Genomic DNA, 25635 nt, shown 5'->3' with positions numbered 1-25635 from the left:
TGGGATACGTGACTGATATGGCGTCCCCTAGGGGACTCGAACCCCTGTTACCGCCGTGAAAGGGCGGTGTCCTAGGCCACTAGACGAAGGGGACGAAACCTTCTACCGATTCCTCCCGAAGGCGAAACCGAAATTTGGTGGAGCTAGACGGGATCGAACCGTCGACCTCTTGCATGCCATGCAAGCGCTCTCCCAGCTGAGCTATAGCCCCGTCGGTCAGGACGGGGCGCATGTTAAGAGGCCCGGCCTCCCCTGTCAACACCAATAAGAAAAAAACCTGCTAGTAACAGACACTTAAGCCGGAAACCGACTAGATCGCCCGGGACAGGGCCGCACGCTGGGCGCGGGCGGCCAGCAGGTAGGTGAACTTGCCATCGCTGGAAGAGAGCTTGCGCAGGACCTTCTTGTCCAGGGCGCGATAGGCCCCCATCTCCAGCGCCGTACGGCCCGAGCTGCCGATCAGCATGCCCGGGTTGGCCACCATCAGCCTGGCGGCCTGCTCCACCGCCTTGGCGTAGCTCTTGCGATCGTCGAGATCGTAGTCCCGCAGCGGCAGCAGCATGCGCAGCCACTCGGCCCAGTAGAACTCGAGGAATTCCGACGGCAATACCCGGCCATCCGGGGTCCGCGGCTTGTCGTAGCCGATCTGGCGGGTGAAATAGACCAGCGCGCGGTAGGGGTCGTCGGCCATGGCGGAGAGACCCAGGGTCGGCGGCAGCTGCTCGGGCAGGATGGGCCGGCCCTGGGGATCCTTGAGCCAGGCCTTGCGCTCGTCGAGCAGGCGGATCCAGAAGTCGGCCATGCTCGCGGCGTCGCTGAAATCGTCGGTGACCCTGACCCACACCGGGGTCTCGGGGCCGCCACCGGGGTGCTCCCAGAAGGCGGAAAAGGTGTGGTGGCCGTCGGTGAGATAGAGCTGCCGCCCCGGACCTATGACGACGGTCTTCATTTCATCCGGACAGCTACCCGGCGGCCGTACCCCGAGGGCGTCGCCGGCCGAGCGCAGACTGGTGCTCGGCTGGAAGCCACCACTCAGGTGCTGCCCGTTGGCTTCGCAGTAGTCGTCGAACAGCTTGCGCCGGTCGCAGGCGTACTTGCCGAGCTTGTACAGCACCTGGTCGTGACCGATCGCGGGCTGGGTGGGGCGCAGCTGATGCAGCTGCACCTGGAGCAGGCTTCCTGGCGGCACGGGGTCTTCCTATCTCAAGAGGTCTTCCCAGGTCCGACAACGGTCATCCCGGGAAGACTCCTGCCGTCGATCAGACCTTGCGCAACACTACGCTGCCGATGGAATAGCCCGCGCCAAAGGAGCTGAGCACGCCCAAGCTGCCGCTGGCCAGATCCTCGTGGTGCAGATGCAGCGCGATGACCGAACCGGCCGAGCTGGTGTTGCCGTAGGTGTCGAGAATGACCGGCGCCTCGTTGGGCTCGGGTTCGCGGCCCAGCAGGCGTTTGACGATGAGCTGATTCATCGCCAGGTTGGCCTGGTGCAGCCAGAAGCGCGAGACCCGCTCGACGGGGATGTCCAGTTCGGCCAGGTGATTGCCGATCAGCTCGGCCACCAGGGGGCAGACCTCCTTGAACACCTTGCGCCCTTCCTGGACGAACAGCTTGTCCGGGTGGGTCATGCCCTCCTCCGCCGCGCGGTTGAGGAAGCCGAAGTTGTTGCGGATATTGTTGGAGAACTGGGTGAACAACCGGGTGCCGAGGATCTCGAAGCGGTGCGCCGAGGTCGCATGGTCGGCACGCTCCACCACCAGGGCGGTGGCCGCATCGCCAAAGATGAAATGGCTGTCGCGGTCGCGGAAATTCAGGTGGCCGGTGCAGATCTCCGGATCGATCACCAGCACCGCCCGTGCCTGGCCCAGTTGCACGGCGTTGGCCGCGGTCTGCAGGCCGAAGGTCGCCGAGGAGCAGGCGACGTTCATGTCGAAGCCGTAGCCCTGGATACCCAGCGCGGCCTGGACCTCGATGGCCACCGCCGGATAGGGCCGCTGCAGGTTGGAACAGGCGACGATGACGCCGTCGATGTCGGCGGCCGTCCGTCCGGCGCGATCCAGGGCTTCGCGTGCCGCGGCAACGCCCATCTCGCAGAGGATCGAGGGCTCGTCGTTGGAACGCTCGGGGATGCGCGGCACCATGCGCGCCGGATCGAGGATGCCGGCCTTGTCGACCACATGGCGGCTGCGGATGCCGGAGGCCTTCTCGATGAAGGCGGCGCTGGATTCAGGCTGGGGCGCCAGGCTGCCCTGGGCGATGGCGTCGGCATGCTCGGCATTCCACTGGCCTGCCCACTGGTTGAAGGACGCAACCAGCTCGTCGTTGGAAATGCTTTCGGGCGGCGTATAGAGCCCACTACCGCTGATGACCGCGTGCTGCACGGCTATTCCTCTTGTTGTCGGGATGACGCCGTGCCAGTTTGCCGCAAATCCGGGGTGGACGCCCGTGCAATCTCAGCGCCGATTGGCCGCCTCGGCGGCGCGCAGGACATCGCTGCCCACTTCGCTTTCGTACCCCTTGATCAGGGGCGCCACCGCCGCGCGCCAGGCCTCGCGCTCGGCAGCCGTCGGCACCAGGATCTTGCTGGTATTGGCCGCCACCACCCGCTCGCGTGCCTTGGCGTTGATGGCTTCGGCATCGCGATTCACCGACTGGGACACCTCGTCGAGGATGGCCTCCAGCTCGCTGCGGATTTCGAAGGGCAGCCCGTTCCAGAAGGTGGTGTTGGTGATGAGCATGTAGGTGAGGAAGCTGTGGTTGTCCTCGACGATGTAGGGCTGCACGGTATTGATCTTCTGCCCCAGCAGGTTCGACCAGGGATTTTCCGCGCCCTGGACCTTGCCGGTGCGCAGGGCGTCGTAGACCTGGGCGAAGGGCAGCTTGACCGCCTGGGCGCCGAGCTGCTGGTAGTAGGCTGCCAGCACATCGGAGGACTCGACGCGGAAGGTCAGGCCCTTGAGGTCGGCGGGAACGTGGATTTCCCGGGTGGCCGAGAGTTGCCGGCCACCGTTGTTCCAATAGGCCAGCCCGGTGATGCCGTGGGTGACGAGACTGCCCAGCAGTTCGCGACTCTTGTCGCGGCGCTGGAAGCGCTTGACCGCCTCGATATTATCGAACAGGAAGGGCAGATCGTAGACCTTGAGCGGCTTGGCCAGGGCATTGAGCTTGGAGACCGAGGGTGCCAGCAGCTGGACCCTGTTGCTGCGCAGCGCCTCCAGTTCGTCGGCATCGCCTACCAGGCTGGAGTTGGGATACACCTCGATCTTGACCTTGCCCGCCAGGCGTTCCTGCACCAGCTTCTGCAACTGCAGGGCACCGCGCCCCTTGGGCGTGTCGTCCGTCACCACATGGGCGAACTTGATGACGATGGGTTCGGCCACGGCGAAGGGCATGGCCAAAGCGATAAGCGAGCCGGCCAGGGTGGCGAAAAAGGTCTTGATCATGGGATTCCCTGCGTTGAACGATCCATCGGATCGCCTGCGCGACCCCGGTCGCGATGCGTGCGCGACGCGATTACCTTAGCAGCCGCGGCGAGAAAGGCTGGTCAGCGGAGGAAAACGGCACGACGAAAGTGCAGGAAAGCCGGATCAGGGGTAGGAACAGCGCCGTCGAAACGGCGCCAAGAATCCATCAGGGCGAGATGGGATCGCTCGCGGGAAAGGTTTCCTCGACGGATTCGTCGAGTTGCTCTTCGCTGACCTCGTCCTCGTCATCGGCGACGGGCGGATCGTTGGGCTGCTGCTGGGCATGGACGGCGTTCATGGCAAATCTCCGGACACGAGAGGTGTGGCAGGGCTGGAGACCTCCAGCCCTACAGCATTAGTCATGACTATGCAGACGGACGTTCAGCTCGTCGACGATCGGCGCCCAGTCGGCGTCGCCCATGATTTCGTCCTTGAGAAAGGCCTTTTGCGCCGGCGACCAGAAGTCGGCCTCGGACACCTTGACCTCATCGGGCAGTGGCGAATGACTGGCGATGAAGTCGTCGATGGCAGCCGGATCGGAGTCCAGGCCCAGTTGTTCGAAGAGGGTCGTCAGATCGTGAACGGGAAGTTCCATGGGGGTCTCCAGGCGGTTATCGGTCGTTACGCTGGGCATCTAGAAAGACGCCAGCCTGGAGGGGTTCCCCGGCCTTAATAAATCCTTCAGCGTCGACCCTTAAGGTACGCCCACGTTCCGCCAATCAGGGCCTCCGCCATGTCGCTTCCCGTCTCTTCCATCCAATTCACCGCCGCGCCGCGCCGTATCCTCGTCACCGGCGCCACCGGCTTTCTCGGCGGCGCCGTCACCCTGCGCCTGCTGGAGCTGGGCCATGTCGAAGGGCTGAGATTCCTGGTCCGGGCCGCGACTCCCGCAGAAGGCCTGGAGCGCCTGCTGCAGAATCTGCGCGTGCATGACGTCGACGAGCGCCTGGCCGCCCTGCTCAGGCCCGAACAGATCCTCTGTGGCGACCTGCTGGACACCCACTGGATCGACGCCGCCAAGCCGCTCCTGCAGACGCTGGACGAGGTCATCAACTGCGCGGCGGTCGCCTCCTTCTCGCGCAATCCGAAGATCTGGCCAGTCAACGTCGAAGGCACCTTCGCCCTGGCCGAGGCCTGCGCCCAGTCGCGGCGGCTGAAGCGCTTCCTGCACGTCAGCACCGCCATGGCCTGCGGTCCGCAGCGCCAGTCACCGGTCGCCGAGACCTGGGACTTCCCCGAGCCGGAGCAGCAACTGGTGGACTACACCGCCTCCAAGGCGGCCATCGAACTCAAGCTGCGCAACGAGTTGCCGCTGCTGCCGCTGGTGGTGGCACGCCCCTCCATCGTGGTGGGTCACCGTCGTTCGGGCTGCAAGGCGTCAGGCAGCATCTTCTGGGTGTTCCGCATGGGTTTCGCCCTGGAGCGCTTCACCTGTGGCCTCGACGAGCAGATCGATGTCATTCCGGTTGACTACTGCGCCGAAGCCCTGGTGGAACTGGCCCTCAAGCCGAAGCTGAACTACAGCCTGTATCACATCTCGGCGGGCAATGCCGGCGCCTGCACCTTTGGTGAAATCGACGAGGCCTATGCCGGCGCCATGGGCGATGCCCCGGTGGGCGAGCGCTATCGCCAGGTGGACAGCGCCGATCTCAAGGAACTGGCGGCCGACTTCAACGAACGCATCGGCCCGGCGAATCCGCGGCTGGTGCTGCGGGCGCTCAAGCTGTACGGCGGCTTCGCCGATCTGAACTACCTGTTCGACAACCAGCGTCTGCTGGACGAAGGCATCGCCGCCCCGCCGCGCTTCACCGACTACCTGGATGTCTGCGTGCATTCCTCGCGCGACATCAGCATCCCGGCGCAGATGCAGTGGGACTTCAAGTAAGGCCCATGCCCGGGGCTGGCGATGGCCAGCCACCGGGCGCCGCTCAGACGGAATCCTTCTCCGGAGAGCTCAACCGCGAATCCCGCACGATCTCGCTGACCGAGGCGTAACCCCCGCGGGCATCGCGCAGCATGGTGCGCAGGTTGCCTTCGATGGTATTGCAGATGGTGCCCATGGTGATCTGGTGCCGACTGCGCTGGAAGGGACTCTGCAGATCGGTTCCGACCTTTTCCAGCGCCAGGAACATGAAGCCCACCACGGTGGAGGCCAGCGGCGTGTACCACTCCAGGCTTTCCACCAGGCCGATGGGCATCAGCACGCAGAACAGGAAGACGAATAGCCGCGGGAAGTTGACATAGGGATAGGGCAAGGGCGTGTTGGCGATGCGCTCCATGCCGCCCTGCCAGTTGGACATGTCGACGAAGGTGGCTTCCAGGCGCTCCAGGCGGATGCTGTCCAGGCGACCGGCGCGGTACTCCAGGGCGATCAGGCTGGAAGAGCCGCTGAGGATGGCGTTGGCGAAGTTGTTGGTCTCCTTGCGCATCGCCCACTCCTCCTTGCCCAGGTAGGTGCGGACTTCCTTGGGCAGCGGGTCGCCGCTGAGCTGGCAGGCCAGGCAGCGGACGTAGGCGAGATGGCGCTCGATGAGTACCGTCTTGATGGCGTTGAAATGCTCGTCGCCATCGTCGATGAGCGTCAGCGCCTGCCGGGCGAAGCTGCGCGAGCTGTTGACCATGCCGCCCCAGAGGGTGCGCGCTTCCCACCAGCGCTGATAGGCACTGGTGTTGCGAAAGCTGGTCAGCACGATCAGCGCCGAGCCGATCAGGGTCAGGGGGATGTTGGGCAGCTGCGCCCGTTGGTCGACGAAGATCATGTAGTCGACGGTGACGGCGATGTCCCACAGCAGCAGCCAGAAAACCGACCAGCCGACGTAGCTGAAGGTTTGCCGAAGGAATGTCAGTTTGCGTTCGAAAAAACCCAAGGTGATAGTCCTTAGCGCGTGAAAGAAAGGATGCAGCCATAGGAACCTGGGGTCGGGGACAGGTTCAAGGCAAGCGTCTAGAGCGCGGATCGCCACCCATTTCACGCAATTGGCCGGTGGCCATTCCGTTTCCGGATATGAAGAGGATGTCGGTTGCTGGCTGCCAACCTGTGGCTCGCAACCCGTACTTGGAGGCCCTATCGGCCGTGGATATCGGCACGTTCACCGAACATCCGCTTTCGGGTGCGGTCCGACAGACACCATGCCCTTCCGGAGCACTGCCATGACCGCCACCCCGCGCGTTCGTCTGGATGTCTGGAGCGATTACGTCTGTCCCTTCTGCTACCTGGAGCTGCCCCAGCTGGCGCGTCTGCAGGAAGAATTCGGCGACCAGCTGGCCATCGAGTGGCATGCCTTCGAATTGCGTCCCGAGCCCACGCCCACCCTCGACCCTGCCGGTGACTACCTGCGCCGGACCTGGGATCGCGCCGTCTATCCCATGGCGGCGGAATACGGCATGGTGCTGCGGCTGCCGCCCGTGCAACCCCGCAGTCGCCTGGCGCTGGAGGCGGCGGAATTCGCCCGCGAGCAGGATCGCTTCGACGCCTTCCACCTGGCGGTCTTCCAGGCCTTTTTCGAAGAGGGTCGGGATATCGGCGAGCTGGACGTGCTGCTCGACCTGGCGCGTCACAGCGGTCTGGACAGCGAGGCGTTGAGAGCCAGCCTGGCCCGGGGCGACCATACCGATGTCGTGCTGCACGCCGAGGATCGCGCCGAAGCCCTGGGCATCACCGCGGTGCCGACGCTGCTGCTGCGCTCCGCCGGGGCGCCCGTCGAAGAGGCTCGCGCCCTGGATGGCGCGGTGCCCTTCTCCCAGTTGGCAGCGGCCGTCAGGGCGCAGCTGGAGGCCGCTGGCGCCTAGCGCTGCGCGGCCGCGGTCAGCTCGGGAAACAGTACCTCAGTGAAGCCGAAGCGGGCGAAATCCTGGATGCGCGAGGGATAGAGTCGCCCGATCAGGTGATCGTATTCGTGCAGCACCACCCGTGCATGGAAGCCTTCGGCCTCCTGGTCCACCGGACGACCGTCGCCATCCACGCCCCGATAGCGGATCCGCCGCGGCCGTGGCACCTCGCCGCGCAACCCCGGGATCGACAGGCAGCCTTCCCAGCCCAGCTCCTCGCTGGCGTCCTGCACCTCGATCCGCGGATTGATCAGCACCTGCAGGGGCACCGGCGCCGCCTCGGGATAGCGGACATTGCGCTCGAAACTGAAGACCATCAGTTGCAGGTCTTCGCCGATCTGCGGCGCCGCGAGGCCCACGCCACCGGCGGCGGCCATGGTGTCGAACATGTCCTGGATCAGCCCCTGCAGCTCGGCCGAACCGAAGCGCTCGGCCGCCACCGGCGGTGCCACCCGCAGCAGGCGGGGATCGCCCATCTTCAAAATGTCACGAATCATGCGAGGATTCCTCCTTTGGCCGGTCCAGCCGCCGGCGATTCGCCAGGAGCTTAAACCAGATGTCTTCCCTACTGCTCGCCAGCGCACTCGGCCTCGGCCTGAGTACCCCCCTTGCCCAGGCCGAGGACGCGGCCCTCGCCGCCCGCCTCGATCCGATCCTGGAACAGGCCATCGCCCAGCAGCGCATCGTCGGCACCGTGGTCATGGTCGCTCACCAGGGCCGCGTGGTGTATCGGCGCGCCGCCGGTTTCGCCGATCGCGAAGCCCGGCGGCCGATGCAGGAAGACCAGCTGTTTCGCTTCGCCTCCCTGACCAAGCCGCTGGTGGCCGTGACCGCCTTGCGGCTGGCGGACCAGGGCCGCCTGGATCTGCAGGCGCCGGTCAGTCGCTACCTGCCCTACTTCACCCCGGCTCTGGCCGATGGCACTCCGGCCACGCCGACCCTGGCGCAGCTGCTCAGCCACACCGCCGGCCTGCACTATGGTTTCGGCGAAGACCAGCACGGTCCCTATCACCGTGCCGGGGTATCCGACGGCCTGGATGATGCCTCCCTCACCCTGGAAGAAAACCTCCGACGCCTGGCGGGGGTGCCGCTGGACTTCCAGCCGGGCACCCAGTGGCGCTACTCCCTTGGGCTGGACGTGATGGGCGGCGTGCTGGCGGCCGCCACCGGGCAGCCCCTGCCGGAGGTCGTCCAGCGGGAGGTGGCCGCACCGCTGGGTCTGCACGACCTGAGCTTCAACGTCAGCGACGCCGGGCGCCTGGCCACGGCCTATCGCGACGGCTATCCGCGCCCCGAACCCATGAGCGAGCCCTATCTGCTACCCATGCCCAAGGGCGGCATTCTCTATTCGCCGGCACGCGCCCTTTCGGCGCAGGCCTTCGCCTCGGGCGGCGGTGGCATGCAGGGCAGCGCGGGCGACTATCTCGCCTTTCTCGAGGCGCTCCGCCAGGGGCGGCTGCTCCAGCCGGCCAGCCAGCGCCTGTTCATGGAAGACCAGATCCCTGAGCTGCAGCGCGACGACGCCCCGGGCTGGGGCTTCAGCCTGGGCGCGGCGGTGCTGCGCGATGCCCGGGTGGCGAAGACCCCGCAGACGCCTGGCACCCTGCAATGGGGTGGCGTCTACGGCAATGCCTGGTTCATCGACCCGGCGCGCGAGCTGAGCGTGGTGATCCTCACCAACACGGCGATCGCCGGCATGAGCGGCCCCTTCCCCGACGCCATCCGTGATGCCCTCTACCGCGACTGAGCGGCGTCCAGCCGGGCCTGCAGCGCCTGCAGCTGCTCCTGCAGCGCGGCATGCTCCTGTTGCAGGGCCTGATAGCTGTCGGTGACGGCGTCGGTATCGATGAACACCTGCTCGATGAACTCCTTTTCCACCAGGGTGCGCGACAGCTTCGCCCGCTCCTCTTCGAGACTCTCGCGCAGGGTCTCCAGCTCCTCCTGCAGGCGCCCATCCACCTCGGCCGCGCCCGCCGCGGCCGGCGCCGCTGGCTGTTGCCGCAGCCGCAGCAGCTCTTCGCCGAGTCGCTGTACCTTCACCTTGAGCTGATCGCGCTCGCGGCGCACTTCCAGCAGGGTGCCCTGCACCCGATCGTGATCGAGACTGAGACGCTGCAGCTTGGCTTCCGCACCGCGCATCTCGCGATTCTGCACGTGCAGGTTGGTGATCAGCTTGTGCGCCCGGTCCAGCTTGGACTTGAGATCGTCCAGCTTGAATTCCAGACTCTCGCGATGGGACAGCAGGTCGTCGATATAGGGCTGGTTGGTCTTCTTCCAGTCCGGATAGTCGTCACCGCCCACCCCGTCGAGGCGGCCTACCAGATCCAGGCTGTCGCTGATGGCCTGCCCCAGGGGCTCGACATCCGCCTGCCGCGCCGCGTCGATCAGGCTGGCCGCGGTCTCGGCCTGACTGGTGAGCGGCAGCGGCGCGCCGGGCGCAGACGCCGCAGGGACCTCGGGGTCCTCGACCGCGGCCTCGGGGCGTGGAAAGAGGCGCTGCCAGAGCAGGGTCAGGACCAGGGCGATGAGCAGGACATTGGACAGGGTGACCAGCAGGAAACCCCATTCGACGAAGCGCGCGTCGGCCATCCCCTAGCTCAACAGGAAGGCGATGAAGCCGTCACCCAGCCCGGGAAAGGACAGGCTGAAATCGGCGCGACCATTGTTCTGCCGCCAGAGGCTGTAGAGCTTCTCGAAGGGCTTCTGCACCAGGTGACTGGTGCTGAGTACCAGCGGCGCACCACCCTTGCCGGCGGAGATCATGCCGCTGAGGTCGGCGAGGAAGGCGGTGGCGTTCTCGTAGATTTCCCGGCTCAGGGTCGCGCTGGCAATGGCGCTGTGGATGGCTGCCGGCGCGAGTCCGGCCAGGGAGCCACCGAGAATGCAGGCCGCGTTGAGGTCCAGCAGGCAGACGGCTTCCAGTGCCTTGCTCTGCGGATGGCCATAGATGCCGATCACATAGGGCAAGGCCAGCCGATCAACCGGAATCGGCGCCATGGGCTCTATCTGGCAGACGATGGACGAGAGGCCGAGCAACTGGCGGATGCGCTGTGGGTCAGGGTTGAAACGAGTCGGGATCGGCAGGCTCTCGCGACCGGAGGATTCAATGGCCTGTTCGGCGCTGGCGCCATCCTGCAGCACGGTGAGCACCGCCTGCTGCAGGGTTTCCTGGGCGAAGGGCTTGGTCACCACGAAGGCTGCGCCATTGCGGTAGGCCGCCTCGATGTTGCGCGCCGACGACTCGGTGGTGACAAAACCCACGTGGATGTCGGCGCCCACCCGCTGACGGATCGCCTGGAGCAGTTCCAGACCGGTCATGCCGGGCATGTGCCAGTCGGTGAGCACCAGGTTGGGCGTCCAACTCTCCAGCAGCGCCACGGCTTCCTCACCGGTGGACGCCACGCGCAATTCGATATCCCTGTAACCGGTATTCGCCAGAATCCGCTTGATGATGGTCTGGACCGCTCGACTGTCGTCTACCACGAGGAACTTCATGCATCATCCTGAATTATGAACGCCACGTTATCCCTCGGCGAGCTGTCGCCGCGGGCGCCAGTGTGGATCACAGTGCAGATATCACCTGGCCAGTATCAGCCGAACGGCAACCTTTTTGCGAGAGCTTGTCATCGGCGAGTGAAAGGTATTCGTCCAGGGCGGGATACGGCAATTCGAGGACCGTACAATAGAGCCTCAGCAGCTCCAGCTCTGCGGTTTGCACCCTTTCGTCCGCCTCGATGAGACAGAGCAGGCCCTCCAGTACCAGGGTGCGCGCCGCCACGCTCAGCTGGGCGAGCTGCGCTAGGGCGCCGTCCAGCGCCGGACGCCAGGGACGCGGCGGCGCGTAGCTACAGTGCAAACCGGGAAAGGTACGGGCGACGGCGAGCAGGAAGGCCCGACGAGCGGCCTGGACGTCATCGTGGCTCTGTTCGGCGGCCACCGCATAGAAGGTAAGCACCGCGGTCCGGGCCTGCGCCAGCTTGCCCCGCCCCGACAGCCGTTGGCGACCCGGCGCCAAGCTGGCGATCAGCTGACGCTGGATGACCTGCGCCAGGCAGTAGCGGGACAACTCCAGGTCCGGCGCAGCGGCGAAGCCTGCCTTGAGATCGATCAGCAGCTGGCGCAGGACCGGCCGCGGAAGTTGGCGGATGGCCGGAAAGGTCAGTTGCGCCACCGGCAGCCGCAGAGAGGCATGCAGACTGTTCACCCAGCGCGCGCCCTCCCCGCCGCCCGCTGCCGGCGGCGTGCCGGCCAGTGCCAGCAACAGCTCCGCCGCCTGCTGCGGCTGGCGCAGCACTTCGTGCAGGGCCGGTGGAAGGGCGCGCAGGGGCGTATCGGCCAGTGCCGGTGCAACCGGCAGCGCTATGGCGGTCGGCGGCGGCGAAGCGGGCGGCGTACCCCCTGCCACATAGGCGACGCCCATGGGCAGCAAGGCTTCCGCCCGGAGGCGCTCCAGCTGCCATTCGTCGAAGTCCGGTTCCAGGTGCTGGATGCGCTCCAGCACCGGGGGATGGGTGGCGAACCAGGAGGCGCCCGAGTCGCCCAGCACCATGTGCGCGACGCTGCGCGCCCGACGGTGATAGAGCCGCCCCTGCAGCGGATGGGCGGCGATCTTCTTCAGGGCATTGGCCAGACCCTGGGGCTGGCGGGTGAACTGCACGGCGGAGGCATCCGCCAGACGCTCGCGTGAGCGCGCCGCCGCGGCCTGGATCAGGTTGGCGAAGAACAGTCCGCAGCCGCCGACCGCCAGCAGCACGGTGCCCAGCAACCAGCCCAGCAGGTGGTTGCCATCGACCCGGGTGATGGTCGAGGTGCGATCCGAGAAGAGCTCCTGTCCGAGGTCGGCGATCAGGCTGATGCCATGCAGCCAGCCCAGCAGGCGCAGATTCAGGCGCATGTCGCCGTTGAGCAGATGACTGAATTCATGGGCGACGACACCCTGCAATTCGTCCCTGTTCAAGAGCTTGAGCGCGCCGCGGGTCAGGCACAGGCTGGCATCTGCCGGTCCGTAGCCGCTGATGAAGGCATTGATGGCCGGCTCGTCCGGCAGCAGGTACAGCCGCGGCACCGGTACGCCGGCGGCCAGGGCCATCTCCGCCACCACGTTGTGCAGCTGACGGGTACGGGGGTCGGTCTGATCGTCCAATGGCACGGCGCCCAGCCGCCTGACCACGGCCTCGCCGCCCTGGCGCGCCAGTTGCCGCACCTTCCAGAAGGAAGCGCCGGCGATGATGCCGGTGAATGCCAGGCCGGTCTTGACCAGCGTCGCCCCACGCCCACCGAGGTAGTCGATCACCTCCCGCGGCAGGAACACCAGGGCCAGACCGGCGCTGGCCAGCGCCATGAGCAGCACCACCAGGGCCAGCAAGGCAAGACACAGCCGGGTGCGCCGGCGCGCCGCGGCCTGGTCGTCGAGAAAGCGCACGCACTCAGCTCAGGCTGATGCGCGGGGTCTGACGCGCGGCCCCGTCTGGCAAGGTCAGCGGCTGCGCCAGGCGAAAGCCGAAGCGACGGGCGAGCAGCGATCCGGGAAAGGTCTCGCAGCGATTGTTGTAGTCCATCACCGCATCGTTATGGGCCTGACGGGCATAGGCCAGGCGATTTTCCGTGGAGCTCAGCTCTTCCATCAGCTGCAGGACCGTGTCGTTGGCCTTGAGCTCCGGATAGGCCTCGCTCACGGCGAACAGCCGCCCAAGGGCGATGCCGAGTCCCTGCTCGCCCTGCTCCAGGGCGTGCAGGGCGACGGGATCCTCCGGCCGGGTCTTGGCCTGGTGCAGGCCGGACTGCGCCTGCTGGCGCGCCGTCATCACCGCCTGCAGCGTTTCGCGCTCGTGCTGCAGATAGCCCTTCACCGCTTCCACCAGATTGGGGATGAGATCGTGCCGGCGGGTGAGCTGGACATCGATCTGGGCGAAGGCGTTGCGGTAGGCGTTACGCGCCGTGACCAGAGCGTTGTAGAGGCTGATCGCGAACAGGCCGAGAGCGACCAGGGCAGCCAGCAGGAGCAGCAGTTTCATCGAATCGTCCTTGAAGGTGCTGAGAATTTCCAGTCTAGGGCGCGCGCCGCTGCGCCCGCTGCACAGCGCGACGGATGCGGCGGTTGAGGGGATGGCTGGTGAATCCGGGGGGCATACCGCGGTTCAAGACGGGGATGGCGTGCCCGGGTCGGTGGGCTGGCGTGGCGCTGCGTCCGCCTTGCGGCCGGGCTGGAGCTGCAGCAGCAGGGCATCGCGCTCCTGACGCATCTGGGCGAGGCTGGTCTGGGTCCGGGTCAGTTCCTCCTGCAGTCGCTGGGCCTGGGCCTCGGAGGCGCGCAATTCGCGATTCTGCGCGCGCAGGCCGGTCACCACCTTGTGCGCCCGCGTCAGCCGCATGACCATGTTGTCGACCTTGAGCTCCAGGGCTTCGCGGTGCGACAGCAATTCCTCGACATAGGGGTCGTCGCTTTTCTTCCACTCGGGATAGTTGGCGTCGTACACCTCTTCCGGACCCTCGTCGAAGAGGTCGACGTTGCGGTTCGCCGCCGGGGCGGGACTGGCGGGAAGTGGCGGCGGCGGAGCGTCGGCAGGCGCGCTGTCGACCACCTCGGGAGCGACCGGCGCCTGCTCCTCGTTAACGCCCTCGGCCTTGGAAGCCGCGTCGCTGGCGACGTACCGCTGCCACAGCAGAAACACCACCAGGGCGATCAGCAGGATATTGCACAGGGTTATCAGGACGAATCCCCAATCCATCAGCTGTGCATGACTCATCTGCCGCTCCGTGCTCTTCCGGTGACTGGATCCAAGGCCTGTCGAGACCTCTCGCCTACCCTGTCGGCGGCGGCGCCTCGTTCTGCAGCTGATTTGAATACAGCTGGCAGCCTAAAGCATTTCTATCAGCCAAGCGGCGCCAGAGCGGAGACGAGTTGTCAGGCACGGGGGTGCGCGCGGTTTTCCACTGGGCAGCAGAGGCGCTACAGGCTAGGGCCGCGCGGGAAAATCCGGGCGAAAAAAAGCCCGACGCTGGGCGTCAGGCTTTGCAACGGTGGGCGGATGTTGAGCTTCGCTGCGCTCAACCCAACCTACGGGACGAGGTAGGTTGGATTGAGACGGCTCTGTCGTCGAAGCCCAACAAGCAGCCCAGTCGGATCTCCTACGCCAGGCTCTTGCTCACCACCTCGTAGACGTCGCTGGACAACTCGCCGCTGGCCAGGATGCGCTCCAGCTCGGCGCGCATCAGCGCCTGACGCGCCGGGCCGTACTTCTTCCAGCGGGTCAGGGGCGTCAGCAGCCGCGAGGCGATCTGCGGATTGAGGCGGTTGAGGGTGATGATCTGGTCGGCCAGGAAGCGATAGCCGCTGCCGTCCTCGGCGTGGAAATTGACCAGGTTGCTGTTGGCGAAGGCACCGATCAGCGCCCGCACCTTGTTGGGGTTCTTCAGGGTGAAAACCGGATTTTCCATCAGCGCCTGGACGCGCGCCAGACCGCCCGGCAGGGGGCTGGATGCCTGAACGCTGAGCCAGGTGTCCATGACCAGCGGATCGCTCTTGAACTCCTCGAAGAAGCGCGCCAGGACGTCGGCCTTTTCCTGCTCGAAACCGGAATTGACCAGGGCGCTCAGCGCGGCTAGGCGCTCGGTCATGTTGTCGGCGTTGTCGAACTGCTCCAGGGCGGCGTCGCGCGCCTCCGGCTCTTCCAGCAGCATCAGATAGCCGAGCGCGGCGTTCTGCAGACTGCGGCGGGCGATATGGTCGGCGCTGGCCTGGTAGGGCGTGGTGCGCGAGGCGTCGCGGGCGCTGCGATAGCGCTGCCAGAGCACGTCGCGCAGGGCTTCGGCGATGGCCCGACGCGCCTGACGACGGGCGCCGTGGATGGCCCCGGGATCGGCCTGCTCGGACAGTTCCACCAGATAGGCTTCGGACGGCAGCGAGAGCATCTCGGCGACCATGGCCGGGTCGAGGGACTCGTCCGCCGCCACGGTGCGCAGGGCTTCCACCAGCCGGGTATCCAGCGGCTCGCCGGCGATCATGCCCTGCAGCACCTGCACGGCCAGCTGCTGGCCGGCGTCCCAGCGGTTGAAGCCGTCGCTGTCGTGCTGCATGAGGAAGGTCAGCTGTTCACGGCTGTAGGGGAAGCTGAGCTTGACCGGCGCGGAGAAGCCACGCAGCAGCGACGGCAGCGGCCGCTCGGGCACGTCGACGAAGGTAAAGGTCTGCTCGGCCTGGGTGACCGACAGCACCCGGTCGGTGCCCTGGGCAGCGCCCTCGCCTTCCAGGCGCAGCGGCAGGTCGCGCCCCTGGCCATCCAGCAGACCGAGCTGGACCGGGATCACGAAGGGCTCCTTGGTCGGCTGGCCCGGGGTGGGCGGGCAGCTCTGGCTGAAGGTCAGCCGATAGGTCTGGGCCGCGGCGTCATAGCTGTCGCTGACCGCCAGGCGCGGGGTGCCGGACTGGCTGTACCAGCGCTTGAACTGGCTGAAGTCGGTGCCATTGGCGTCTTCCAGGGCCTTGATGAAGTCGTCGCAGGTCACCGCCTGACCGTCGTGGCGCTCGAAGTAGAGATCGGTGCCCTTGCGGAAGCCCTCGGCGCCCAGCAGGGTGTGCAGCATCCGCACCACCTCGGCGCCCTTCTCGTACACCGTCAGGGTGTAGAAGTTGGAAATTTCGATGAAGTGATCCGGGCGCACCGGGTGGGCCATGGGGCCGGCATCCTCGGCGAACTGGTTGGTGCGCAGGAAGGCCACGTCCTCGATGCGCTTGACCGTGGGCGAATTCATGTCGGAGCTGAAGCCGGCATCGCGGAACACGGTGAAGCCTTCCTTGAGCGACAGCTGGAACCAGTCGCGGCAGGTCACGCGATTGCCCGACCAGTTGTGGAAGTATTCGTGGGCGACGATGGCCTCGACGCGCTGATGGGCGGCGTCGGTGGCGGTGCGCGGGCTGGCCAGCACGGCGCTGGAGTTGAAGATGTTGAGGCCCTTGTTCTCCATGGCGCCCATGTTGAAGTCGTTCACCGCGACGATCATGAAGATGTCCAGATCGTATTCGCGGCCATAGACCTCCTCGTCCCAGCGCATGGACTTCTTCAGGCTGTCCATGGCGTGCTGCAGCTTGCCGATGTTCTCCGGCTCGACGTAGATGCGCAAGGCCACGTCGCGGCCACTGCCGGTACGGTAGCTGTCTTCGACGCACCAGAGGTCACCGGCGACCAGGGCGAACAGGTAGGCCGGCTTGGGGAAGGGATCTTCCCAGGTGGTCCAGTGACGGCCGCCCTCGGCTTCGCCGCTGGCCACCGGGTTGCCGTTGGAGAGCAGGATCGGGTACTTGGCCTTGTCGGCTTCCACCGTGGTGGTGAAGACGCTCATCACGTCCGGCCGATCCAGGTAGTAGGTGATCTTGCGGAAGCCTTCGGCCTCGCACTGGGTGCAGAACATGGTGCCGGAGACGTACAGGCCTTCCAGGGCGGTGTTGCTTTCCGGATGGATGCGCACCGCGGTCTTGAGCACGAAGGCTTCGCCCTGGGGCTGCAGGGTCAGGCTGCCCGCCTCGACCTGATAGTCGCCGGCGGCCAGGGCCTGGTCGTCCAGGGCCACCGCCAGCAGCTCCAGTTCCTCGCCATGCAGCACCAGCGGCGGCAGGCCCGCGCCGCGGGCCGGATTGCGCTGCAGCCGCAATTCGGCATGCACCAGGGTCTGGTCGTCGTGCAGCTCGAATCTGAGGCGGGTCTCCTCGATGAGGTACTCGGGCGCCTGGTAGTCCTTGAGATAGATGGTCTGGGGCTGGTCGGTGCGCATGGCTTACGTCCTTACATCTCTGCTGCGGAGGCGGACACGGCCAGCTGATAGGCCGTGTACTTGCGAATGTTGATCACGCCGGTATCGAACATCAGGTATTGACCCTTGATGCCCAGCAGCGTGCCTTCCACCACGGGGGTCTTTTCCAGGTCGTGGCTGACCACCTTGGTGGGATAGACCGTCACCGGATAATGGATCTCGATGGGCGCCATGTCGACCACCGGCTGGATCGCCTGCAGGCCGAAGCGGCCCTGGAGATCGTCCAGACCCTGGGCGCAGGCGTCGAAGATCCGCTCGCGCACCGCCACCAGGTCTTCCGGTGCGGCCACGCCCTTGAGCATGGCGCGCCAATTGGTGCGATCGCCCACCTGGCTGCGCAGCAGGTCTTCCACCAGGCCGGACTGCTGGCGCGTGGCGACCCTCAGGATCGGCAGCGCCTGGTAGGCGCCCTGGTCGATCCAGCGGGTGGGCAGCTGGGTGGCGCGGGTGATGCCCACCTTGAGGCCCGAGGAGTTGGCCAGGTAGACGACGTGGGGCACCATGCAATGGGCTTCGCCCCACTCCGGCTGGCGACAGGTGCCATGCTCGTAGTGGCACTTTTCGGGGCTGACGATGCAGCTGTCGCACTGGGCCAGGGCGGTGAAGCAGGGATAGCAGTAGCCCTGGCTGAAGCTCTTGCGGGTCTTGCGGCCGCAGTGGGTGCAGTGGATGGCGCCCAGGTATTCCAGGCGCAGGCGACGGCCGATCAGCGGATTGACCGGTACCTCGCGCTCGTCGAGGCGAAAGGCGTAGTTGACGGGGTCGGCCAGGGTCACGGCCATCTTGCGCAGGGCGCCACGGCCCAGTTCGGTCATCACGGTAGGAATTTCTCGATTTCTAAAAGACGCGAGGTGCCTCTTCGTCGCCGAAGGGCACCTCGTCGGGGTAAGGCGCTGACAATCAGTGGATGGCGTCGGACTTGAACAGGATGTTCTCGATGGGCACCGACTTGGAGGCGCACTCCTGGGGACCCATGTAGCCGGTCCGCTGGTCTTCGGGCAGGTGCTTGGCCTCGTAGGCGATCACCGCCTGCAGACAGAGCTCGACCTGGTCGCGACTGAGCTTGCGGCCGTCCGGCCACTTGCCGATCTCCACGGCCAGCTTGAGGCCTTCGTAGATATCGGGGGTGATGTTTTCCAGCATCTGGGCGAAGGATGTCGACATGGGTCGCTCCGGACTCTAGTGAACCGCCAGTTTACCGGGCTGCAGGCGACGGCGCACCTGGCCTGGTTCAATGGTGGTCATAGGTTGTATTTCGGCTCGCGGCCCGGCGTCGCGATAGGCTGGGTTGAGACGGCTACATGGTCGAAGCCCGACAGGGGCTATGCCGGATTGGCTGTTGGGCTTCGCTGCGCTCAACCCGACCTACGCGGATGCGAATCCCGTAGCGTGAAAAACGGCCTGGCCTTTTCCACTGGAGCATTGGTCAGGGTCGCCCTCACCCCAACCTCCTCACCCAGGGAGCGAACGCTAGCCGAGCAGGCCTACCCTGCAACAGGTCTGAACCCTGGCACCTGGCCGCCATCAGAGCAGGAAGCGCTTCCTGGAGACCCCATGCCTGCCTATCACCCTCTCATCCTCGCCGGTGTCGAGCTCTGGCTGCTCGCGGAAAAGGCCATCTATTGGCCGGCGCGCCAGGCGCTGCTGGTGGCCGATATCCATTTCGGTAAGGCGGCCGCCTTCCGGGCTCTGGGCCAGCCGGTGCCCCATGGCACCACGGCCGGCAACATCGCCCGGCTCGACAGCCTGCTGGCACGCTACGACTGTCGCGAAATCATCTTTCTCGGCGACTTCCTGCACGCTCCGGAATCCCGCGCACCCCTGACCCTGGACACCCTCGAGCGCTGGCGGGAACACCAGGCCCATCTGCGGCTGCTGCTGATTCGTGGCAACCATGACCGGCGCGCCGGGGACCCACCGGCCGCGCTGGGCATCGACGTGGTGGGCGAGCCGCTGGAGCTGGACGGCCTGTCGCTGCAGCACGAACCCGATCCACACCCGCGCCTGCCGGTGCTGGCCGGCCACATTCATCCGGCGTTTCGCCTGCAGGGGCGTGGGCGCCAGGCGCTGCGCCTGCCCTGCTTCTGCCTGGAAAATGACGAGGTACTGATCCTGCCGGCCTTTGGCGACTTCACCGGCGGGCACCTGCTGGCACCCGATCCGGCGCGGCGGATCTTCGTGGTGGGGGATGGCGGTATCTGGCCCTTGCGCTAGAGCCAGATACCCTGGCGATCAGCCTTCTTCGGTGATCCCGGTGATGGTGATGCCGTGGCGTTCCAGCAGGGCCACCGTGGGTTCGTCGTAATCCCGGGGGACTTCGCTGTCGTCGTACTCTTCCAAGGCATCGTCGCGGACGATCTGGGCGACGCGCTCCATGTCCGGTTTCTGGTCTGCGTCGGTGGTGACCACCGAGGTGTTGCCATCAACGTTGCTGTAAGCAATTTTCCACTTCGACATCTCAGGACTCCTCAGGGGGAAACAAGGCTATCGAGAGATTAGAGGGCCGGATCCCCAGTAATTCGCCCTAACGCGGACGAAAGACGATATCCAGCAGGCCGGCCAGGGCGCCGTCGGCGCAACCAGCCTGGGCCAGAGCCTCGCGGGCCTGCTTGAGGTGACCGTGCAACTGGCGTTGCGCATGGTCGCGGCCGAGCAGGCTGACCAGGGTGGACTTGTCGCCATCCTTGCCGGCGTCCTTGCCCAGGCCCTTGCCGTCGTCCAGATCATCGAGCAACTGGAAGGCCAGGCCGAGCTGGCAGGCGAAGACGTGGAAGGCCTCGCGCTGCACGGCGGTGGTGACCAGGGTGGCACCGGCCATGGCCATGGCCGCAGAGAACAGCGCGCCGGTCTTGAGCTGGTTGGTCAGGGCGATGGCATCGGCCGGCCGTGCCTGGCGGCCGCCGTGCAGGTCATGGTACTGGCCGCAGACCAGCCCGGCGGTGCCGACCGCATCGGCCAGCTGGCAGACCATCTGGGTGCGGGTTTCCGCCGGTACCCCGGCGAGGCCCGCGACCAGGCGCAGGGCGTGGCTGAGCAGGGCCACCGCAGCCAGCATGGCGACGTCCTCGCCGAACTCGACGTGCAGGGTCGGCCGCCCGCGGCGCAGGCGGGCGTCGTCCATGCAGGGCATGTCGTCGAGGAACAGCGAGGCGGCGTGCACCATTTCCACGGCGCAGCCCAGATCGAGGACGGCCTCGTCGGCCTGACCCAGGTCCTCGGCGGCCAGCACCATCAGCAGCGGACGCAGCCGCTTGCCGGGTGCCAGCACACCACTGCGAATCGCTTCGGCGACCGGATCGCTGCCGGCCGGTAACAGCTCTGCCAGACGCTCGTCGATACGGGTACGCTGCCATTGCAGCGCAGCGGCAAAATTGTCTGTCGCGTTCGGCACTAATACGGTCGCCATGAGTCGAGATACTCCATATGTGGAACCGACGAACGGTCGCACCTTGGTGGATTAGGTCTTCGCAAAGCGAACCCGTCGTCCCCTACCAGACCACAACGACCGACGAAAGGTCATTCAGGGCGGACTCTAGAAGACATGGTGGATTGGGAACTGGCAAGCCGCAAGAACGATCATCTGGACATCGTGCTGGATCCCCACAAGGCCCGCAGCGCCGTCACCACGGGCTTCGACGCCTACCGCTTCACGCATTGCGCCCTGCCCGAGCTGAACCTCGACGAGATCGACCTCGGCACCCGCCTGTTCGAACGTCCCCTGGCCGCGCCGCTGCTGATCAGCTCCATGACCGGCGGCCCAGAGCGGGCCGCGCTGATCAATCGCCATCTCGCCGAAGCGGCCCAGACCCTGGGCATCGCCCTGGCAGTCGGGTCCCAACGCATCGCCCTGCAGCAGGGTGGCGACCAGGGCCTCACCGGCGAATTGCGCCGTCTGGCGCCGGACGTGCCGCTGCTGGCCAACTTCGGCGCGGCGCAGCTGGTGGCCGGCTATGGCCTCGACGAAGCCCGCCGCGCGGTGGAAATGATCGAGGCAGACGCCCTGATCGTGCATCTCAATCCCCTGCAGGAAGCCGTGCAGGCCGGTGGCGATCGCCGCTGGCACGGCATTCTTCTCGCTCTGGAAAATCTGGTTACACAACTGGCCGTGCCGGTCGTCGTCAAGGAAGTCGGCGCCGGGTTGTCGGGCCGAGTCGCCAAGCAATTGGTGGAAGCTGGCGTGGCGGTGCTGGATGTCGCCGGCGCCGGAGGCACCAGCTGGGCGGCGGTGGAAGCCGAACGGGCCCGTGACGACCAGCAGCGCGCCGTTGCCCGCGCCTTTGCCGACTGGGGCATCCCCACCGCCGAGAGCTTGCGCCAGGTGCGCGCTGCCTGCCCCCAGGCGACGGTGATCGCCTCCGGTGGCATCCGCGATGGCATCGACGTGGCCAAGGCCATTCGCCTCGGCGCGGACCTGGGCGGTCAGGCTGCCGCGGCCCTGCCCGGCGCCACCGAATCCACCGAGGCGGTGATCGCGCATTTCCAGGTGGTGATCGAACAGCTGCGCATCGCCTGCTTCTGCACTCGCTCGGCCAATCTGGCCGGCCTGCGCCAGGCCGAGCTGCTGGACGCCGCATCGCTGCGGTGCCCATAGTGGCCGACACCCGACCGGACGCCGCCATGCATGTCGCCCTGATCTCGCCGCCGCTGCCGAGCCACCTGTCCACCCATCTGGTGCTGGGCGAGGCGCTGGTCGCGCTCGGCCACCGGGTCACCCTGCTGCACCAGGTGGAGGTGGGCGACCGGGCGCTGCCGGCGGGCATCGAGTTCCAGGCGATAGGCGCGACCAGTCATCCGCGCGGCAGCCTGGCGCCGCTGCTGGCCCGTACCGCCAGCAGCAAGCCCTGGTCGGTTTTCGGCGTGATCGCCGACATGGCGCGCAATACCGAACTGTTCTGCCGCGAAGGCCCTGCCGCCCTGCGTGACCTCGAGGTCGACTGCCTGATCGCCGACCAGATGGAACCGGCCGGCGGACTCCTCGGCGACCACCTGGGCCTGCCCTATGCATCCCTGGCCTGCGCCGTGCCGATGAATCGCGAGCCCCATCTGCCCCTGCCCACCCTGCCCTTCGCCTACCCCGCCAGCGAGCGGGAGCGGCAGATCGTCCAGGGCGCCACCCAGGTGTTCGACCTGATGATGCGCGGCCAGGGCAAGGTCATCCAGCGCCAGGCCCAGGCCTTCGGCCTTGGCGACCGCCGGACCCTCGACGACTGCTTCTCGCCCTATCTGCAGCTGAGCCAGTGCCTGCCGGGCTTCGACTTTCCGCGTCGTACCCCGCCGCCCCATTTCCACGAAGTCGGGCCGCTGCGTTCGCCGGCGGTACGCGAGCAACGGCTGGAGCTGGAGATCGATCCGCGCCGGCCCTTCGTCTTTGCCTCCTTCGGCACCCTGCAGGGTGGCCGGCTGCCGCTGTTCCGCCGCATCGCCCAGGCCTGTCGCCAGCTGGGCATCCAGGTGCTGATCGCCCACTGCGGGCGCCTGGATGCCAGCGGCGAGCGCCGCCTGCTCGACGACGGCGCCACCTGGGTCACCGACTTCGCGCCCCAGGAAGCGGCCATTGCCCGCGCCGATGCGGTCATCACCCACGGCGGCTTCAATACCGTGCTGGACGCCCTGGCGGCCGGCAAGCCCATGCTCGCCCTGCCCATGGTGTTCGACCAGCCGGGCATCGCCCGGCGCCTGGAGCGGGTCGGCGCCGGCATCTGCCTGGCACCGCGGCTGGCCAGCAAGGCCCGCCTGACCCAGGCCCTGGGCGCCGTGCTGGCCGACCCCAGCTATCGCCAGGCGGCCGAACGCTTCGTGCCCATCGCCAGAGCGGCAGGCGGCGTCGCCACGGCCGCTCGCCTGGTGGATGGCCTGGCCCGGCGAGGACTCGAACGTGCGTCCTGACCTGCTGATCGTCGGCGGCGGCCTGGCCGGCGGCCTGCTCGCCCTGCGCCTGGCCGAAACGCGTCCGGAGCTGGACTGGCGCCTGGTGGAAGCCGGTCCGCGCCTGGGCGGCAACCACACCTGGTCCTTCCACGAGCCGGATCTCACCGCGCCGCAGCATGCCTGGATCGATCCGCTGGTCGCCCATCGCTGGCCGGGCTACGAGGTGCGTTTCCCCCAGCGCCAGCGGCAACTCGGCAGCGGCTACGCCAGCATCAGCGCCGAGCGCTTCCATGAGGTATTGAGCGCGCGCCTGCCCGCCGAGCGCCTGCTGCTGGGGCGCCACGTGCTGCGCCTGCAGGACGATGGCGTGGTCTTCGCCGATGGCTACACCCTAGCCGCCGGCGCGGTGATCGATGCCCGCGGACCGCGGCCCGATCCGGCGCTCTGGCTCGGCTATCAGAAATTTCTCGGCCAGGAGGTGCGTCTCACGCGGCCCCATGGCCTGGCCGAACCCATCGTGATGGACGCCACCGTCGATCAGCTGGACGGCTATCGCTTCGTCTACAGCCTGCCACTGGCCCCCGATCGGCTGCTGATCGAGGACACCTACTACGCCGATGGCGAGAGCCTGCCGGTCGAGCGCCTGCGCCAGCACCTGGCCGACTATGCCGGGCAGCAGGGCTGGGAGATCGCCGAGGTACTGCGCGAGGAACAGGGCGTGCTGCCCATCACCCTGGGCGGCGATCTGGACCGCTACTGGGACAACGTCACCGCCGGCGCCCCCATTGGCCTGGCCGCCGGGCTGTTCCACCCCACCACCGGCTATTCGCTGCCCGAAGCGGTACGCCTGGCGGAGCACCTGGCCGCCCAGCCCTTCACCTCCAGCGCCGTGCTGCGCGACGGCCTGCGGCAGTACGCCCAGGGCCGCTGGCAGGGCCAGGGCTTCTTCCGCCTGCTCAATCGCATGCTCTTTCTCGCCGGCCGCCCCGAGCACCGGGTGCGCGTCATGGAAAGGTTCTACGGCCTCGGAGAACCGCTGATCCAGCGCTTCTACGCCGGCCGCCTCACCGCCTTCGATCGGCTGCGCATCCTTTCCGGCAAACCGCCGGTGCCGCTGAAACCGGCCCTGGATGCCGCGCTGGCTCGTCCTCCTCAGTTCAAGGAAGCACCATGACCCAAGGTAACGCGCCCAAGCGGGCCATCGTCATCGGCGCCGGCTTTGGCGGTATCGCCCTGGCGATCCGTCTGCAGTCGGCCGGCATCGCCACCACCCTCATCGAGGGCCGCGACAAGCCCGGCGGTCGTGCCTACGTCTACGAGGACGCGGGCTTCACCTTCGACGCCGGTCCGACCGTCATCACCGATCCCTCGGCCCTGGAGGAGCTGTTCACCCTCAGCGGTCGACAGATGCGCGACTATGTGGAGCTGCTGCCGGTCAGCCCCTTCTACCAGCTGTGCTGGGAAGACGGCACCCGCTTCGACTACGTCAACGACCAGGCCCGGCTGGACGAGCAGATCCGCGCCCTGGAACCGGACGACGTCGCCGGCTACCAGCGCTTCCTGGCCTATTCCCAGGCGGTCTTCGAAGAAGGCTACATCCGCCTCGGCGCCAAGCCCTTCCTCAAGGTCGGCGACATGCTCGCCGCCGGTCCCAAGCTGGCCCAGCTCAGCGCCTGGCGCAGCGTCTACACCCAGGTGTCGCGCTTCGTGAAGAGCGAGAAGCTGCGCCAGACGCTGTCTTTCCATACCCTGCTGGTGGGCGGCAACCCCTTCGCCACCTCCTCGATCTATGCGCTGATCCATGCGCTGGAACGCAAGTGGGGCGTCTGGTTCGCCAAGGGCGGTACCCACCAGCTGGTGCTCGGCCTGCTGAAGCTCTTTACCGACCTTGGCGGCGAGGTGCGGCTGAACGCGCCGGTGGAACGCATCCTCACCGAAGGCAATCGCGCCACCGGCGTTTGCCTGGCCGACGGCAGCCAGCTCGCGGCCGATCTGGTGGCCTCCAACGCCGACGTGGTGCACACCTATCGCAAGCTGCTTGGCCACCACACCCATGGCGTGGTCGAGGGCAATCGCCTCAAGCGCAAGAGACACAGCATGTCGCTGTTCGTCATCCATTTCGGCCTGAGCCAGCCGCCGGTGGGTCTCGAACACCACATGGTCTGCTTCGGCCAGCGCTATCGTGGCCTGATCGACGAACTGTTCAAGGGCCCGGGCGTGCCGGACGACTTCTCGCTCTACCTGCACTCGCCCTGCGTCACCGATCCGTCGCTGGCACCGCCCGGCCACAGTTCCCACTACGTGCTGGCGCCGGTGCCGCACCTGGGCAATGCCGACGTCGACTGGAGCGTGGAAGGCCCGCTCCTGAGAGACAAGATCTTCGCCTACCTGGAAGAGCGCTACATGCCCGGCCTGAGGGCCAACCTGGTCACCTCGCGCATCTTCACCCCGGCCGATTTCCGCCAGGAGCTCAATGCCCATGTCGGCTCGGCCTTTTCCCTGGAGCCCATCCTCACCCAGAGCGCCTGGTTCCGGCCGCACAATCGCGATAGTGTCATTCCCAACCTCTACCTGGTCGGCGCGGGCACCCATCCCGGGGCCGGCGTTCCGGGCGTGGTCGGCTCGGCCAAGGCCACCGCCAGCGTCATCCTCGAGGAGCACGGTTAGC

The 25635-nt window shown here is 66.8% G+C and carries 25 protein-coding genes and 2 tRNA genes; 8 read left to right on the top strand and 19 right to left on the bottom strand.

Translation table 11 applies throughout. From position 1 onward, the window contains the following. Nucleotides 1-18 precede the first annotated feature (18 nt). The 7 genes from PSEK12I1_RS0121095 to PSEK12I1_RS0121065 all read right to left on the bottom strand — a co-directional run bounded on the left by PSEK12I1_RS0121095 (nt 19) and on the right by PSEK12I1_RS0121065 (nt 4059). A tRNA-Glu gene (locus PSEK12I1_RS0121095) sits at nt 19-94 on the bottom strand. 41 nt (nt 95-135) lie between these two features. Continuing rightward, nucleotides 136-211: transfer RNA gene (locus PSEK12I1_RS0121090), tRNA-Ala, on the bottom strand. Nucleotides 212-310: 99 nt separating this feature from the next. Next, complete coding sequence (locus tag PSEK12I1_RS0121085; protein ID WP_027597598.1) at nt 311-1189, bottom strand: ParB/Srx family N-terminal domain-containing protein; 879 nt, start codon at nt 1187-1189, stop codon at nt 311-313. A gap of 70 nt (nt 1190-1259) precedes the next feature. Beyond that, complete coding sequence (locus PSEK12I1_RS0121080) at nt 1260-2381, bottom strand: beta-ketoacyl-ACP synthase III (RefSeq protein ID WP_027602832.1); 1122 nt, start codon at nt 2379-2381, stop codon at nt 1260-1262. 72 nt (nt 2382-2453) lie between these two features. Next, nucleotides 2454-3443 (bottom strand): DctP family TRAP transporter solute-binding subunit, encoded by a 990-nt coding sequence (locus PSEK12I1_RS0121075; RefSeq protein ID WP_027602831.1) that lies wholly within the window; start codon nt 3441-3443, stop codon nt 2454-2456. A gap of 187 nt (nt 3444-3630) precedes the next feature. After that, nucleotides 3631-3762: a hypothetical protein gene (locus tag PSEK12I1_RS25070; protein WP_007162893.1), complete on the bottom strand. Its 132-nt coding sequence runs from the start codon at nt 3760-3762 to the stop codon at nt 3631-3633. Between the two features lie 57 nt (nt 3763-3819). Then, nucleotides 3820-4059: a DUF2789 domain-containing protein gene (locus PSEK12I1_RS0121065; RefSeq protein WP_007162892.1), complete on the bottom strand. Its 240-nt coding sequence runs from the start codon at nt 4057-4059 to the stop codon at nt 3820-3822. A gap of 138 nt (nt 4060-4197) precedes the next feature. On the opposite strand from PSEK12I1_RS0121065, the gene cprA reads away from it, so the two are divergent. Further along, a complete protein-coding gene (gene cprA, locus PSEK12I1_RS0121060; protein ID WP_037007239.1) occupies nt 4198-5349 on the top strand; it encodes a cationic peptide resistance protein CprA in 1152 nt (383 codons plus the stop codon). A 43-nt stretch (nt 5350-5392) separates the two neighbouring features. On the opposite strand, the gene PSEK12I1_RS0121055 is transcribed toward cprA, so the two are convergent. Further along, a complete protein-coding gene (locus tag PSEK12I1_RS0121055) occupies nt 5393-6331 on the bottom strand; it encodes a bestrophin family protein (protein WP_027597594.1) in 939 nt (312 codons plus the stop codon). A 283-nt stretch (nt 6332-6614) separates the two neighbouring features. On the opposite strand from PSEK12I1_RS0121055, the gene PSEK12I1_RS0121050 reads away from it, so the two are divergent. Beyond that, entirely contained in the window at nt 6615-7253 is a 639-nt protein-coding gene (locus PSEK12I1_RS0121050; RefSeq protein WP_027602830.1) for a DsbA family protein, read from the top strand. Here PSEK12I1_RS0121050 and def read toward each other — a convergent pair. Continuing rightward, the gene (gene def / locus PSEK12I1_RS0121045; protein WP_027602829.1) at nt 7250-7789 is read right to left on the bottom strand and encodes a peptide deformylase; all 540 of its coding nucleotides are present in this window, start codon (nt 7787-7789) and stop codon (nt 7250-7252) included. The two genes, PSEK12I1_RS0121050 and def, sit on opposite strands and share 4 nt — an antisense overlap. Nucleotides 7790-7848: 59 nt before the next feature. On the opposite strand from def, the gene PSEK12I1_RS0121040 reads away from it, so the two are divergent. Beyond that, the gene (locus PSEK12I1_RS0121040; protein ID WP_027602828.1) at nt 7849-9039 is read left to right on the top strand and encodes a serine hydrolase; all 1191 of its coding nucleotides are present in this window, start codon (nt 7849-7851) and stop codon (nt 9037-9039) included. On the opposite strand, the gene PSEK12I1_RS24035 is transcribed toward PSEK12I1_RS0121040, so the two are convergent. The 8 genes from PSEK12I1_RS24035 to PSEK12I1_RS0121000 all read right to left on the bottom strand — a co-directional run bounded on the left by PSEK12I1_RS24035 (nt 9027) and on the right by PSEK12I1_RS0121000 (nt 18263). After that, nucleotides 9027-9881, bottom strand: coding sequence for a hypothetical protein (locus PSEK12I1_RS24035; RefSeq protein ID WP_051399070.1), 855 nt, complete (start codon nt 9879-9881; stop codon nt 9027-9029). The genes PSEK12I1_RS0121040 and PSEK12I1_RS24035 overlap by 13 nt on opposite strands. 3 nt (nt 9882-9884) lie before the next feature. Further along, nucleotides 9885-10787, bottom strand: coding sequence for a response regulator (locus PSEK12I1_RS0121030; protein WP_027597590.1), 903 nt, complete (start codon nt 10785-10787; stop codon nt 9885-9887). Between the two features lie 67 nt (nt 10788-10854). Beyond that, on the bottom strand, nt 10855-12714 hold the full coding sequence (locus PSEK12I1_RS24030) for a M48 family metallopeptidase (RefSeq protein WP_051399071.1): 1860 nt from the start codon (nt 12712-12714) through the stop codon (nt 10855-10857). 4 nt (nt 12715-12718) lie between these two features. Further along, entirely contained in the window at nt 12719-13306 is a 588-nt protein-coding gene (locus tag PSEK12I1_RS0121020; RefSeq protein WP_007162885.1) for a LemA family protein, read from the bottom strand. A 123-nt stretch (nt 13307-13429) separates the two neighbouring features. Next, on the bottom strand, nt 13430-14038 hold the full coding sequence (locus tag PSEK12I1_RS0121015) for a hypothetical protein (protein ID WP_027602827.1): 609 nt from the start codon (nt 14036-14038) through the stop codon (nt 13430-13432). Between the two features lie 382 nt (nt 14039-14420). Continuing rightward, nucleotides 14421-17060 carry an aminopeptidase N gene (gene pepN / locus PSEK12I1_RS0121010; RefSeq protein WP_027602826.1) on the bottom strand — a complete coding sequence of 880 codons (2640 nt, stop codon included), beginning with the start codon at nt 17058-17060 and terminating at the stop codon, nt 14421-14423. 11 nt (nt 17061-17071) lie between these two features. Next, nucleotides 17072-17914: a DUF2797 domain-containing protein gene (locus PSEK12I1_RS0121005; RefSeq protein WP_027597587.1), complete on the bottom strand. Its 843-nt coding sequence runs from the start codon at nt 17912-17914 to the stop codon at nt 17072-17074. An 85-nt stretch (nt 17915-17999) separates the two neighbouring features. Next, entirely contained in the window at nt 18000-18263 is a 264-nt protein-coding gene (locus tag PSEK12I1_RS0121000; protein ID WP_007162881.1) for a YeaC family protein, read from the bottom strand. A gap of 390 nt (nt 18264-18653) precedes the next feature. On the opposite strand from PSEK12I1_RS0121000, the gene pdeM reads away from it, so the two are divergent. Further along, nucleotides 18654-19313 carry a ligase-associated DNA damage response endonuclease PdeM gene (gene pdeM, locus PSEK12I1_RS0120995; protein WP_007162880.1) on the top strand — a complete coding sequence of 220 codons (660 nt, stop codon included), beginning with the start codon at nt 18654-18656 and terminating at the stop codon, nt 19311-19313. Nucleotides 19314-19331: 18 nt separating this feature from the next. Here the strand turns inward: pdeM and PSEK12I1_RS0120990 are convergent, their stop codons facing one another. Together PSEK12I1_RS0120990 and PSEK12I1_RS0120985 are read right to left on the bottom strand one after the other, a co-directional pair. Next, nucleotides 19332-19556, bottom strand: a complete 225-nt coding sequence (locus PSEK12I1_RS0120990) for a hypothetical protein (protein WP_027602825.1) — start codon at nt 19554-19556, stop codon at nt 19332-19334. 67 nt (nt 19557-19623) lie between these two features. Then, on the bottom strand, nt 19624-20505 hold the full coding sequence (locus tag PSEK12I1_RS0120985) for a polyprenyl synthetase family protein (RefSeq protein WP_027602824.1): 882 nt from the start codon (nt 20503-20505) through the stop codon (nt 19624-19626). Between the two features lie 135 nt (nt 20506-20640). On the opposite strand from PSEK12I1_RS0120985, the gene fni reads away from it, so the two are divergent. Genes fni through PSEK12I1_RS0120965 form a run of 4 tightly spaced genes read left to right on the top strand, consistent with a single transcriptional unit; the run spans nt 20641 to nt 25634 of the window. Further along, on the top strand, nt 20641-21690 hold the full coding sequence (fni, locus tag PSEK12I1_RS0120980) for a type 2 isopentenyl-diphosphate Delta-isomerase (RefSeq protein WP_027602823.1): 1050 nt from the start codon (nt 20641-20643) through the stop codon (nt 21688-21690). After that, nucleotides 21690-22985, top strand: coding sequence for a glycosyltransferase (locus PSEK12I1_RS0120975; RefSeq protein WP_027602822.1), 1296 nt, complete (start codon nt 21690-21692; stop codon nt 22983-22985). Before fni ends, PSEK12I1_RS0120975 begins: the two co-directional genes overlap by 1 nt. Then, nucleotides 22948-24141 carry a lycopene beta-cyclase CrtY gene (gene crtY, locus PSEK12I1_RS0120970; RefSeq protein ID WP_155951347.1) on the top strand — a complete coding sequence of 398 codons (1194 nt, stop codon included), beginning with the start codon at nt 22948-22950 and terminating at the stop codon, nt 24139-24141. Before PSEK12I1_RS0120975 ends, crtY begins: the two co-directional genes overlap by 38 nt. Further along, nucleotides 24138-25634: a phytoene desaturase gene (locus tag PSEK12I1_RS0120965; protein WP_007162874.1), complete on the top strand. Its 1497-nt coding sequence runs from the start codon at nt 24138-24140 to the stop codon at nt 25632-25634. Before crtY ends, PSEK12I1_RS0120965 begins: the two co-directional genes overlap by 4 nt. The last annotated feature ends 1 nt before the right edge of the window (nt 25635 follow it).

The organism is Pseudomonas sp. MOIL14HWK12:I1 (assembly GCF_000510705.1).
Taxonomy (GTDB): domain Bacteria; phylum Pseudomonadota; class Gammaproteobacteria; order Pseudomonadales; family Pseudomonadaceae; genus Chryseomonas; species Chryseomonas oryzihabitans.
The sequence above is the reverse complement of the archived record's forward strand: the minus strand, read 5'-3'. Positions and strand labels throughout refer to the sequence as shown.